This window comes from Williamsia sp. z71 (assembly GCF_059553375.1).
The window spans coordinates 639,219-651,634 of the sequence record NZ_JCANWX010000001.1 but is presented as its reverse complement, the minus strand read 5'-3'; the positions used below and the strand labels follow the sequence as shown (position 1 = coordinate 651,634).

10 protein-coding genes are annotated in these 12,416 nt (G+C 64.5%); 8 read left to right on the top strand and 2 right to left on the bottom strand.

The features are described 5' to 3' along the window. Nucleotides 1-48: 48 nt before the first annotated feature. Both AC51GR_RS02780 and AC51GR_RS02775 read left to right on the top strand, forming a co-directional pair. The gene (locus AC51GR_RS02780) at nt 49-1,302 is read left to right on the top strand and encodes an EAL domain-containing protein (RefSeq protein ID WP_496323107.1); all 1,254 of its coding nucleotides are present in this window, start codon (nt 49-51) and stop codon (nt 1,300-1,302) included. 28 nt (nt 1,303-1,330) lie between these two features. Then, entirely contained in the window at nt 1,331-2,953 is a 1,623-nt protein-coding gene (locus AC51GR_RS02775; RefSeq protein WP_496323106.1) for a NosD domain-containing protein, read from the top strand. On the opposite strand, the gene AC51GR_RS02770 is transcribed toward AC51GR_RS02775, so the two are convergent. Both AC51GR_RS02770 and AC51GR_RS02765 read right to left on the bottom strand, forming a co-directional pair. Further along, the gene (locus tag AC51GR_RS02770; protein ID WP_496323105.1) at nt 2,950-4,434 is read right to left on the bottom strand and encodes a Wzz/FepE/Etk N-terminal domain-containing protein; all 1,485 of its coding nucleotides are present in this window, start codon (nt 4,432-4,434) and stop codon (nt 2,950-2,952) included. The two genes, AC51GR_RS02775 and AC51GR_RS02770, sit on opposite strands and share 4 nt — an antisense overlap. Next, complete coding sequence (locus AC51GR_RS02765) at nt 4,431-5,579, bottom strand: hypothetical protein (RefSeq protein ID WP_496323104.1); 1,149 nt, start codon at nt 5,577-5,579, stop codon at nt 4,431-4,433. The genes AC51GR_RS02770 and AC51GR_RS02765 overlap by 4 nt, the downstream gene beginning before the upstream one ends. Before the next feature lie 74 nt (nt 5,580-5,653). On the opposite strand from AC51GR_RS02765, the gene AC51GR_RS02760 reads away from it, so the two are divergent. From AC51GR_RS02760 to AC51GR_RS02735, 6 genes are read left to right on the top strand one after another with little or no spacing between them, the layout of a single operon-like run. Further along, nucleotides 5,654-6,829 carry an NAD-dependent epimerase/dehydratase family protein gene (locus AC51GR_RS02760; protein ID WP_496323103.1) on the top strand — a complete coding sequence of 392 codons (1,176 nt, stop codon included), beginning with the start codon at nt 5,654-5,656 and terminating at the stop codon, nt 6,827-6,829. A 23-nt stretch (nt 6,830-6,852) separates the two neighbouring features. Continuing rightward, on the top strand, nt 6,853-8,010 hold the full coding sequence (locus AC51GR_RS02755; RefSeq protein ID WP_496323102.1) for a DegT/DnrJ/EryC1/StrS family aminotransferase: 1,158 nt from the start codon (nt 6,853-6,855) through the stop codon (nt 8,008-8,010). Beyond that, nucleotides 8,007-8,780, top strand: coding sequence for a glucose-1-phosphate cytidylyltransferase (gene rfbF / locus AC51GR_RS02750; protein WP_496323101.1), 774 nt, complete (start codon nt 8,007-8,009; stop codon nt 8,778-8,780). The genes AC51GR_RS02755 and rfbF overlap by 4 nt, the downstream gene beginning before the upstream one ends. Next, on the top strand, nt 8,780-9,883 hold the full coding sequence (locus AC51GR_RS02745; RefSeq protein ID WP_496323100.1) for a glycosyltransferase: 1,104 nt from the start codon (nt 8,780-8,782) through the stop codon (nt 9,881-9,883). The genes rfbF and AC51GR_RS02745 overlap by 1 nt, the downstream gene beginning before the upstream one ends. A gap of 51 nt (nt 9,884-9,934) precedes the next feature. Beyond that, nucleotides 9,935-11,038 carry a glycosyltransferase gene (locus tag AC51GR_RS02740; protein WP_496323342.1) on the top strand — a complete coding sequence of 368 codons (1,104 nt, stop codon included), beginning with the start codon at nt 9,935-9,937 and terminating at the stop codon, nt 11,036-11,038. Then, complete coding sequence (locus tag AC51GR_RS02735) at nt 11,035-12,408, top strand: exopolysaccharide biosynthesis polyprenyl glycosylphosphotransferase (RefSeq protein ID WP_496323099.1); 1,374 nt, start codon at nt 11,035-11,037, stop codon at nt 12,406-12,408. The genes AC51GR_RS02740 and AC51GR_RS02735 overlap by 4 nt, the downstream gene beginning before the upstream one ends. Nucleotides 12,409-12,416 lie beyond the last annotated feature (8 nt).

Genomic DNA, 12,416 nt, shown 5'->3' with positions numbered 1-12,416 from the left:
TTCGTGGGAATGCCGTCGCGCTGGACTGGACATCATCGGGAGTTGTGCATGCCGGCGTCAACCCCGCCACTGGAGCCCAAGGTGGCAAACCGCGATGCTATTCGCGGCCACCTCACAGGCATCGATTACCCCTCCCTCGGAGTGGTCCTGGTTTCCATGGACCCGACCTGCCTGATCACCGCCGCGCTGGGATTTCACTTGGCGAGCAAACTCCGCCCGGCCGTCGCTGCTGCACTGAGCGAGATGTTCGGTGACCATCCGGGTGTGTGGGAGGGACCGTACGACCACCTGATCCTGGTGTATTTCGATACCACCGCGGTCGATGTGAGGACGGTCGAACGCCGCCTTGCCGAGCGCATGTCCCGTCAGGTGATGGTCGAGGGACAGGCGGTCTTCGTACCGAGCTGCCTCGGGATCGCGCTCGCCTCCGAGGTGTCCACCGCCCACGACGTCCGGGAGCTCGTCCAGGCCGCCACAGCTGCGGTCCACCACGCGATCCGCACGACGTCGACGTCGATCCGCGCGACGTCACAGTCGCTGGAGCTGCTCAAGCACGAGGTGGCCGGGACCACCGAGTTGGCGAAGGCGATCGGCAGCGACTTCGCCCTGCATTACCAGCCGATCGTCGATCTGTCGTCGAGGAAGCGGGTCGGGTTCGAGTCGCTGCTCAGATGGCGGGTGGGTGATGAGCTCCGGCTCCCCGCCGATTTCCTCGACGCGGCCGAGGCGACATCGCTGATAGTCCCGATCGGCCGCTGGGGTGTGACGACCGCGCTCGAGCAGCTCGCGCAGTGGCAACGGGAGTCAGGCGACATGTCGATGTTCATGTCGGTCAATTTCTCGGCCCGCCAGCTCATCGACCGTGGGCTGGTGCAGCACGTCGCCGATGCCATCGCGGCGACGGGCGTGCCTGCCAAGGCGGTGTGGGTCGAGGTGACCGAACGCAACCTGATCGAGGTCGGATCTCCGGCGGCGCAAACACTTCTGGAACTCGACGAACTCGGGTGCACGGTCTGCGTCGACGACCTCGGGACCGGATTCGCCGCGCTGCGTTACATGGTCGAGCAGCCGGTACAGGTGGTGAAGATCGATCGCTCCCTCGTCTCCAAGGTGGGTACCGTCGAGCCATTGCGCAGCCTGGTGGGCGCGGTGTGCACGTTGTCGGCGTCCCTCGGCATCCTGACCGTGGCCGAAGGTGTCGAGAGTGAGGACGAACTGCGCAAGCTCCGCGACCTCGGATTCACCCATGCGCAGGGATTCCTGTTCGGCAAACCCGAAGCCGCAGGCGACATCCGCTTGTAACCGGCCGGGCCGTACGATCGGCGTAGACATGAGCGCCCACGAATCCGGCCCGGTGCCGATCCCCCGCCCGACCGCCCTGACCCGGCGTCGTTTCCTGATGGCGAGTCCGGCCGCTGCCGCCCTGCTGATCGCCGCATGTTCATCGTCGGATCCGGCCACACCGACCCTCACCGTCGACGAACCCGGTATCCCGTCGACCTATGTCCTCTCCGACGCCGACGCCGACCTGACCGGCACCGACGACGCGACCGCGGCTCTGCAGTCGATTCTCGACACCCGACCGGACGGCTGCGAGATCGTGATCCCGGACGGAGCTGTGCTCCGGTGTACCGCCGGCCTCGAACTCCCTGGTGGAAAACATCTTTCCGGTCCGGGCGAGCTGAAGTTCACCGACGGGATCGCGCAGGCGTCGGCACTGACCGTGACCGGATCGGGGTCCCGGGTCCATCGACTGCGGATGACCAATCCAGATCTGCTCGGGGCGCGGTCACAGACCGGAGAGAACCCGTTTGCCATCACGATCAAGGCCAACAACGTCGAGATCTCCGAGTGCTTCATCGATTCGTTCCAGAGCGGGATCGGGGTGGATCCCTACGGCGAGTGGTACTACACCCGAATCCTGAACAACCGCATCAAAGATGTCCTCGGCGCCGGTGACGGCCCTGACGACCTCGTGTCGACGCTGGGCGAAGACCGGGGCGACGGGATCGTCACCTGGGGCGCGGCCGCAACCATCATCGGCAACGAGGTCGACTGCCGGGCCGGATCCGACGCACGCATCGGAATCCATTGTGAGGCACTGAAAGACCGCGAACAAGAGTCCGGACCGATGCCGAACTCCACCTACACGGTCGCCAACAACACCGTTCGGGGTCAGTTTCGCCGCGGCATCGTCGTCGAGGACATCACCCAGGCGACGATCATCAACAACACCGTCTCCGACAGCACCTGGTGGGGTGTGGCGGTGATCCGCAGCAGCCAGGTGTCCGTCGCCGACAACACCATCGAGTTCACGCGCGCCGACACCGACCGGCAAGGCCAGTCCTACGCACCCCACCGGGCCGCGGTGATGCTGTACGGATCAACCACCATGACCACCGTGGAACGCAACTCGATCACCGTCTCCGGCCATGCCGACTCCTACATCGCGATGTTCGGCGTCGACGACGCCGATGATCAGCCACGAGATTGCCTTGCCGTCAACAACACCGGCGAGTCGACGGCCGAGGGCGTGACCACCGTCGGTGGCAGTATCACCCTGGGGGTGGCCTGCCGGTACGAGCGCAACACATTCTCCGGATTCCGAGGTGACGGAATCGCCTTCTGGCACACCGAGATCCCGGCAGCACGCCAGAACACGCTCTCCCGCACCGGCAATCGCGCCCATGCCGGGATCCAATTCGAGAACAGCAACGACGGCCCGACCGACACCACCACCTCAGAGAACACCATCTCGGGATTTGCCGACGGCATCCTCGATACGAACGCCACGGCCGGGCACATCGAGCATCGCCGCAACCGCATCGTCGAATGCACCAACGGGATCAACCTGTTCGACCGCGCCGGGTCGACCGGTTCGCTCGACGCCAACGAGTTCGTCGATGTGCCGGCCGAGACCGTCAATGTCCCGGAAGGCATCTCGATCTCCTAGTCGTCGACGGCCTTGACCGTCGCCAACGCCTCGGCCGACTCCACGGGTTCAACCGATTCGACAGGTTCGACCGGCTCGACTGATTCGCCGGGTTCGATCCAGCCGGGTTGTTCCGTCATCACGTCATCGGACGGTGACCGGCTGTCGCTCTTGGCTTTTCGACGCCGCCTGCCGACCTCCGGGATCAGCACCGAGCCGATCACCCGGGCCCGGACCTTGGCCAACTGATCGAGCGCATCGGAGTACTCCCCCGCCCGGGTCCGGCCACCCACACAGACGATGAGGGTGCCTTCGGCACCGACCGCCAGAACCGAGGCGATATCCCCATCGAGCACCGGCGGGCCCTCGATGACGACGTGTTCGAACGACTTCTCGAGTTCATCGAACATCTCGGTGGCGCGCGGGGTCTTCAGCAACTCCAGCCCCGCACCGCTGCGGGGGCCGGTGCCCAGCACCAGAGGTCCGGGCACCAACTTCCCGAAGATCGCCTCGTCGAGCGGATGACCATCGGCCAGGACGGAACTGACGCCGGGCTCGGACACCTCCGGACCGACATCGGACAGATCAGCCCTGACCAGGACCACCGAACGTCCTGTCTTCGCCAGGGCCGCAGCAAGATTCGAGGCCGCCACCGAGCGTTCGACCGAATCGGTCGGACTCGTCACCAGGATGCTGGAGATGGGGCTGCCGCCGGCCGCATAGGTGACGTTGGTCGACAACAGGTCGAACGACTGCGCCGCGGCCGTGCCCCGAACCGGCAGGTACGGGAACTCGTCGAGCCACTCCAAACCACCCGGGGCGATCTCACCGAGCACCGGCGGCGCTCCCGGCACCGTCGCCGCATCCACCGCGCTGCGCAGACGACTATCGAGTACGGCGCGCGCGATCACCACTGCCGTCGCCACCACGAGTCCGAAGATCAAGGCCCAGAGCAGGTTGATGATCAGGTTCGGCGATACCGCCTTGCCGGTCTCGGCCGGGGTGACGATCCGCATCTGTGCCGGCTCCGACTTACCCTGCTTGTCCGCGGTGGACATGAAACCGGCCAGCGCGACCGCGACACCATTGGCCAGCCGCGAGGCCTGGCCGGCATCGGTGTCCCGCACCGCGACCTCGAGCAGTGTAGTCTCCGGCACCGCCAGCGTCGTGATCTTCTTGATCGCGTCGGCGACCGGCATCACGATCTGCGCGTCGCGCAGCGCCGCGGTGACGATCTCGGTGGATGTGGCCAGCGCCGAATAGGTCGCGACGAGTCCTTGTAGTCCCTCCGGCGTTTCTCGTTCACCGCTCTGGTTCGCCACCGAACTGACGTACAGGGTCGCGGTGGACTCGTACTCGGACTTCTGCGTCAGCGTGTAGCCCAACCCCGCCAGCACCACCACGACGGTGATCGCCACGATCAGAATCCAACCATTGCGAAGTGCATTGGCACAGAGCCTGAGCCAGTTGGCATCTCGTCGATCCGATGTTCGGGATGTCATGTCTTCTGCTCCATGGTGGATTCCTGGTATGGGATGTTCGAGCTGTCAGCAGGCCCCGGCGAGCCGCGTGCGACCAGGCACACCAGCAATACCAAAGGCAATATCGGAACCTGATGACGCAGCGCCGAACCGAAGTCGGGTTCGAATATCGACTGCACCGTGACAAAGGCGAGCACAAATGCGGTCGACCTTCTGACCAACACATTGATTTCGGTCGAGGCGCCCGGCAATACCCGTCCGACCCGGCACAGCGACACGAAGAAGTATGCCCAGATGCCGGCGATCAGTACCGCCAGACCGGCGTAGTAGGCGCCACCGAGCAGAACCATCGGGATGGGTACGAACAAGAACGCAAAGCTGGCAATCGCATTCACGATGCCGCCGAGGGGATCGGCGATATCGGTGAACGAACCGATGGCCGTCATCGAATCCGGTCCCGCACCCCGAGCGCTGTTCACCATCTCGCGATAGTGATCGACGGGCAATCCGAGCAGCACGGCAAACGCCACGGCCAGTCCAACCAGCGAGGCCACCCCCATCGCCACACTCGAGATCACCCGAATGCGACGCCAATTCACGATCCTTAGCGCCACGTACACGACCGCGATGATGACCCAGTACTGGCGGAAGACCTGCGCGTAGACGAGCATCGCGGCCACCAGAACCGCATCGAAGGCGACCCCACTGGGCACCAGGAGTACCAGGGCCGTGAACGGCAGAACCGTCAGCTCCTTGGAGTAGTACCCGATGTACACCGCGGCCAGGACGATTATCAGACCGGCCAGGGCCGCTTCCGGCAGTCCGCCGTGAAATCCCTTCGTGCGCACCAGACACAGGAGCACCACCGCCGTCGCCGCCGCGAGTCCCAGGACGGAGGCGCTCGTCGCGTGCGAACCCAGGCCCAAGATGTCGTACACCCGAGCGGTATTCGTGTACGAGGAGTCTTCCCTGATGACGATCCGGCCCGCGGCCAGCTGCCCGATCACGTCGCCGTCAGAGGAGAACTTGGCCGGAAGAATGATCGTCCGGTGCATAACCACGAACAGTCCGAACACAAAGGCGTACACAGTTGCCAGCGCCATGAACACCCGGCGGTACCGCTGGTACCTGTAGCCGATACCGGCCAGACCTGTTGAGGTAAACATGTTTTCGCGGACGAATCCTAGTCTTGGTAACCACCCCAGAGGGGTCGATCTCGCACTCTCCCCCCGGACATGCGATGCGGGCACGCGCCGACTCGCGGCGCTTCTTTTCACACAATAGCTCAGATGTGCCCTTCTTGGGCACAGTGATTTATCACATTTATCGTCAGCTCAATTACGTAGTATCGTCACTCCAAAATCTTCCCGCACCGATTGAAGCGAATATGAAACTACTGATCACCGGCCACTTGGGATATCTCGGAACCGAGATGTCTTCAATGCTGACCCAGCTCGGCCACGAGGTCTTCGGCCTGGACAACAACTACTTCGCGACCGGGGATTTCCTTGGGGCGCCGGACATTATGCCGGTGGTGGCGAAGGACTTACGGGACGTCACCCCGGAGGACCTCGAAGGGTTTGACGCGGTAATTCATTTAGCAGCGCTATCTAATGACCCTCTATCGGATCTCAATCCAATTCTGACATACACGATCAATTTAGATTCTTCCGTGCATTTAGCAGAGACCGCTAAAGCGGCCGGAGTGTCCCGATTTCTTTTTTCCTCGTCCTGCAGCCTCTACGGCAAGGGCGGCGACCAAGAGGTCGACGAGAACGCGGAGTTCAATCCCGTCACGCCCTACGGCGAGTCCAAGATCCGCGTCGAACAGGCCTTGTCGGAGCTCGCGGACGAGAACTTCTCGCCGGTCTATCTGCGTAACGCGACGGCGTACGGCCTGTCTCGGCGACTGCGCTGCGACATCGTGGTCAACAACCTGGTCGCGCACGCGGTGACCAGCGGCAAGGTGGTGATGGAGAGCGACGGCACACCGCATCGCCCGCTCGTCCACGTACTCGACATCGCCCACGCCTTCGCCTGCGTCCTCGACGCACCCCGCGAGGCCATCCACAACGAGGCCTTCAATGTCGGTCGCGTCGGCGAGAACTACCAGGTCAGGGATATCGCGAATCTGGTTGCCGGCGTGGTGCCCGACTGTGTCGTGAGCCTCGGCGACGGTGCCGCACCGGACATCCGCGACTACAAGGTCGACTTCTCGAAGATCGAACGGAGCCTGCCCGGGTACCGCCCGCAGTGGACCGTTCCCCTCGGTATCGAAGAGTTGTACAACGCCTACTCGGGGACCATGACCGAAGAACTCTTCAACGGACCCAAGTACTTCCGGCTGCGAACCATCAAGCAGCTCCTCGACGCCGGCACCCTCGACATCGATCTACGCAGCGTTGTAACGATATGAACGAACCAGACCATGGAGTAGGCATGGCAGTGCACGACTTCTCCAAACGCATTCCTGTCGCCGGGCCCTGGGTCACCGAACTCGAGGCCAAGTTCGTCGCGGACGCGGCGCTGCACGACTGGTACGGAAACGCCGGCCAGTCCACCGGGCTGTTCGAGCAGGAGTTCGCCTCCCACCTCGGAGCCCGCCACGCACTGGCCGTCCCCCATGCGACCTCGGCGTTGCACCTGGCCATGGCCGCCCTCGATCTCGGCCCCGGCGACGAGGTGATCGTCCCGGAGACCACCTTCGTGGCCACCGCTGCCCCGATCACCTACACCGGTGCGACCCCGGTGTTCGCCGACATCGACCCCGACACCTGGTGCCTGTCAGCCGATTCGGTGGCACAACGGCTGAGCCCCCGGACCAAGGCGATCGTCACCGTCGACCTCTACGGCGATGTCCCCGACATGGACGCGATCCGCGAACTCGCCGGCGACATCCCCATCATCGAGGACGCCGCCCAGGCGATCGGCGCGGTCCGGCACGGCATTCCGGCCGGGGTGCTCGGCGATGTGGGTGTCTTCAGTTTCCACGGCACCAAGACGCTGACCTCGGGCGAGGGCGGGATGGTGGTCACCGACCGCACCGACCTGTTCGAGAAGATGGCTCAACTCCGCAATCTCGGACGTCGACCGGGCGCACACGCACAATTGGTCTCTGATATTCCAGGATTCAAATATCAGATGAGTAGTTTGCAAGCAGCTTTCGGTCGCGCCCAATTGCAGCGCGTTGACGAATTGGTCGCGAAGAAACGGCAGTTGTTCGGCTGGTATCGAGACCGGCTCTCCGGCCTCGACGGCGTGCAACTCAATTCCCAGGGCGACGACTGCGTCAACACCTACTGGATGACGAACATCGTCGTGGACAAACGGTTCGGTACCTCGACCCGCGAGATGATGGCGTACTTCGACGACAACGGTGTCGATACGCGCCCCTTCTTCCCACCACTGAGTTCCCTGCAGGCGTTCTCCGCCTATCCGGACCAGGTCGCCGCAGCACGTGCCACCAATTCGGTGGCCTATGACATCGCCCAGCGATCGATCAACCTGCCGTCCGCGCTGATGCTCGAAGAACAGCACGTCGACCGGGTCGTGAGCTTGCTGCGCACTTTCTTACACACAGAAAAGGACAACCCATGAAGGCTGTCATCTTTGCGGGTGGTCGCGGCACCCGCATCAGCGAGGAATCGCAAACCCGTCCCAAACCCATGGTCGAGATCGCCGGTCAGCCGATCTTGTGGCACATCATGAAAATCTATGGTGCAGCCGACATCACCGAGTTCGTCGTGCTGCTCGGTTACAAGGGCTACATGATCAAGGAGTACTTCGCGAACTACTTCTTGCACACCTCCGATGTGACCATCGACCTGGCGACCGACACCATCACCACCCTGCAGTCGAAGGCCGAGCCGTGGAAGGTGACCTTGCTCGACACCGGCCTCGACACCCAGACCGGCGGCCGACTGCTGCGGGCGCGGGAGCACATCGGCGACGAGACGTTCTCCTTCACCTATGGCGATGGGGTCGCCGATCTCGATGTCCGCAAGGTCGTCGACTTCCACAAGAACAACAACACGATCGCCACGGTCACCGCGGTGCAGCCTCCCGGCCGCTACGGAACCCTGGAGATCGGTGACCGCGGCGCAACCACATTCAGTGAGAAACCACTGGGCAGCAGCGGCTGGGTCAACGGCGGGTTCTTCGTGGCCGAGCCGGAGATCCTCGACTACATCGAGGACGGCGACCCGACCATCTTTGAACGCCGCCCGATGGAACGTCTGTCCGCCGACGGCCAGTTGTCGTCGTACCGGCACGACGGTTTCTGGCTGGGGATGGACACCATGTGGGACAAGATCAACCTCAATCAGATGTGGGACGCCGGCCAGGCCCCGTGGAAGATCTGGTCCTGATGAGCACCGGGGGCACTGCGACGAGTTCGCTACGGGTGCTGCACGTGATCAGCGAGATGGGTGTGGGCGGGGCCGAATCGGTGGTCGCCGAACTGGTCGGCGGTGGCGAGCAGATGGGATGGAGATCCGCCGTGGCCTCCGGTGGTGGCCAACGGGCCGACATGTTGGCCCAAGCGGGCGTACCGCAGTTCTTCGTCGAGCCGCCCCGACGATCGCTCGGCGGTCTGATGAGGGCCAGAATCCAAGCAGCCAAGGCGATTTCCGAATACCGACCCAATGCGATCATCGCCCACAACGTGTCGGCCAGCGCACTCACCCGGCTGGCGCAACGCGAGGTCCCGGTGCTCTCGATCTTTCACGGTGTGGCCGACGACGACTACCGCCATTCCGCCCGGATCCTGGCCGCGACCGCGGACCACATCGTCACCGTGTCCGAAGCCATCGCCGGCCGGCTGCGGTCCGTCGCCGGCCGCCGGCCCCTGCAGCTCAGTGTGATCCGCAACGCGATCACCGACATGCCCCGCCCGGACCGCCAGGCCTGCCGCCGCGAATACGGGATACCCGCCGATCAACCGGTCGCGTTGTGTCTGGCGCGGATGGAACCCCAGAAGCGGCACGACGTGCTCCTCGACGCCTGGGCCCAGCTGCCGGGCGACGAGTTGCTGATACTCGCCTCGGACGGGTCGTTGCGGCCCGAGCTCGAGGCCCAGGCCCGGCGTCTGGATCTGGGTGACCGGGTGCGGTTCTTCGGTAGCGGTGTGCGCTCGGATGTCCCCAAGCTTCTTGCCGCATGCGATATCTCGGTACTGACCAGCGACTGGGAGGGATTGCCGATCTCCATCCTGGAATCGCTGTCGGCCGGGCGGCCGGTGGTGGCCACCGATGTCGACGGACTCCGCGAGATCCTGGGCACCGGTGGTGGGCGCCTGGTCTCCGCACAGGATGTCGATGCGATCGCCGCGGCGTTTCGGGAAATGTTGCACGACGGTTCGGCCCGTGCGCGTGAAGCCGACCTCGGCATGGAGACCATCCGGACCAGATACAACCCGAAGCTGATGATGGAGAGCTACGATGCGCTGTTGCGACATCTCGTTCTCCAGTGATTCTCCTCCGGTCCACTCGAATCCGTCGGCAGGACAACGCCCGTGAAGATCATGCATGTGTCACAGCCGGTGGACGCCGGTGTGGCGGAGGTCGTCGCGACCCTGCTCGCCGACCAGATATCGCGCGGCTGGTCGCCGATGCTGGCCTGCCCGCCCGTCGGCGCACTTCCCGAACGCGCCGCCGCGTTGGGGGTACCCGTGCATCCGTGGCCGGCGACCCGTACCCCCGGGCCGGCGACCCTGACCGAGACCACGCGCCTGCGCGCGATACTTCGGGCCACCGCCCCCGACGTGGTCCACCTGCACAGTTCCAAGGCGGGCCTGGCCGGCCGGCTCGCCCTGCGGGGTGAGGTGCCGACGATCTTCCAGCCCCACCTGTGGTCCTTCCAGGCCGCGGACTCCCCACTGACCCGGTTGGCCCGTACCTGGGAACGTCTCGGTGCGCGGTGGGCCCATCACCTGGTCTGTGTCAGCGACGAAGAACGTCGTGTCGGCATCTCGGCGGGAATCGAGGGGAACTACTCGGTGATCGCCAATGGTGTTGACTCCGAGCGGATTCGGCCGTCCACCGATGTCGCGACGCTTCGTGCGAGTCTGGATCTGCCCGACGGTCCGCTGGCGGTCTGTGTGGGCCGGCTGGCCCGGCAGAAGGGTCAGGACATGCTGTTGCAGGCGTGGCAGGACGTGATATCGACCCACCCGAGGGCCCAGCTGGTGATGGTCGGTGACGGTCCACTGGCGCGGCAACTGCAAGAGAGCACCCACGGTCGCCATTCGTCGGTGCGATGGGTGGGCAACCGCGGCAACGCAACCGCGTACATGGCGGCCGCCGACGTCGTGGTGGTCCCGTCCCGGGCCGAGGGTATGGCGCTGGTCCCGATGGAGGCGATGGCCAGCGGTACCTGCGTCGTCGCCTTCGACTGTGGCGGGATGAAGCAGTCGGTGGGCACGGCCGGAGCGGTGCTTCCGGTCGGTGACCTCGACGGTCTCGGAGCGGAGATCGGCAAACGTTTCGACGATCCCGAACTGGCCGGATCAGAAGGTCTGGCCGGACGAGCCCGTGTCGAGATGTTCTTCGATCACCGGTCGTCATCGCGTGCGACGGCACAGCTGACCCGATCGCTCACGTCCGGACAGAAAGCCGAACGCCGATGAGCACCACCGAAACCTCAGCGAGCCGCGCCGCGGTCCAACTAGGCTCGAGAACCCTGCGGCGTACCGATACGACCCTGGTCATGCTGGACTTTGCCGCGGTCACCGCCGTCATCACGCTCGGGGCGAGTTCCTTCGAGGTCGCCCTCCTCGCCGCACTCGTCGTCACCCTGTTCCTCGAGTTCTCCGGCGGCTACGCCCGCGCGATCACGCTCTCTGCGCTCGACAACCTGCCGAAACTGGCGGGCACGGTCGCCATCGCGGTCCTGGCGATTTTTGTCGTCTTCGCGCACGAGTCCTCCACGCTGCGCGCCCTGTTCACCGTCGGTGCCCTGACCGCCGTGTTGTTCTCCATCCGCCTCGTCTATTACTGGATGCGTCGCCGACGTCGGCGCAGTCGTCTCGGCGCACGAAGTCGCACCGCCATCGTGGGCGGCGGGACGGTGGCCGCGACACTCGTGGAGAGCACGGTCCGGCAGCCACAGCTCGGACTCGAGCCGGTGGTGGTCATCGACGACGACCCCATGTTCGACACCGAGAAGTTCCGGATCCCGGTCGTCTCGGGTATCCCGCTCGCGGAGATCGTCCGGCGCGAACAGATCGGCACGATCATCGTCACGTTCCGGAACCGCCCCGACTCCTCACTCGTGGCAGACCTCCGAGCCTGCGGTGAGATGAACTGCGAAATCTACATCGTTCCGCGGCTTTTCGAGTTCCTGCATCTGACCCCCGGCATGGACCGGATTCACACGATCCCGATCATCAAGGTCAGGCGCAACGCCCAGCGCACGTTCTACTGGTACTGCAAGCGATTGCTCGATCTCTGTCTGACGGTGCCCGCGCTCATCCTCCTGTCACCGCTGTTGGCCGCCGCTGCGGCAGCGGTGTATCTCAACGACCGGTCCGCACCGGTCATCTTCCGCCAGGATCGCGTCGGCCGGCACGGGAAGACGTTCACCCTCTACAAGTTCCGGTCGATGCGCCCGGTCGCCACCCGCACCTCGGATACCGATTGGCAGCCCGACCAGACCGCGCGCACCGGCAGGTTGGGCCGGTTTCTCCGGCAGACGTCTCTCGATGAGCTACCCCAGTTGTGGAATGTGGCCCGGGGTGACATGTCGCTCGTCGGACCCCGACCGGAGCGCCCGCATTTCGTCGCGCAGTTCAGCGACTCGGTGTACTCCTACACCGACCGGCACCGGGTCACCGTCGGGCTCACGGGTTGGGCGGCGATCAACGGACTCCGCGGCGACACCGACATCAATGACCGGGCGCTCTACGACAACTTCTACATCGAGAACTGGTCGGTCTGGCTCGACATCAAGATCATCATCCTGACTGCTCGTTCCGTGTTGAATCGGACGGGTTCGTAGCGCCCGGA

Coding starts and splice junctions, on each gene's coding strand:
- AC51GR_RS02765 (WP_496323104.1), bottom strand. CDS start 5,579: ATGTTTACCTCAACAGGTCTGGCCGGTATCGGCTACAGGTACCAGCGG.
- AC51GR_RS02735 (WP_496323099.1), top strand. CDS start 11,035: ATGAGCACCACCGAAACCTCAGCGAGCCGCGCCGCGGTCCAACTAGGC.
- AC51GR_RS02770 (WP_496323105.1), bottom strand. CDS start 4,434: ATGACATCCCGAACATCGGATCGACGAGATGCCAACTGGCTCAGGCTC.
- AC51GR_RS02780 (WP_496323107.1), top strand. CDS start 49: ATGCCGGCGTCAACCCCGCCACTGGAGCCCAAGGTGGCAAACCGCGAT.
- AC51GR_RS02745 (WP_496323100.1), top strand. CDS start 8,780: ATGAGCACCGGGGGCACTGCGACGAGTTCGCTACGGGTGCTGCACGTG.
- AC51GR_RS02775 (WP_496323106.1), top strand. CDS start 1,331: ATGAGCGCCCACGAATCCGGCCCGGTGCCGATCCCCCGCCCGACCGCC.
- rfbF (WP_496323101.1), top strand. CDS start 8,007: ATGAAGGCTGTCATCTTTGCGGGTGGTCGCGGCACCCGCATCAGCGAG.
- AC51GR_RS02760 (WP_496323103.1), top strand. CDS start 5,654: ATGCGGGCACGCGCCGACTCGCGGCGCTTCTTTTCACACAATAGCTCA.
- AC51GR_RS02740 (WP_496323342.1), top strand. CDS start 9,935: ATGCATGTGTCACAGCCGGTGGACGCCGGTGTGGCGGAGGTCGTCGCG.
- AC51GR_RS02755 (WP_496323102.1), top strand. CDS start 6,853: ATGGCAGTGCACGACTTCTCCAAACGCATTCCTGTCGCCGGGCCCTGG.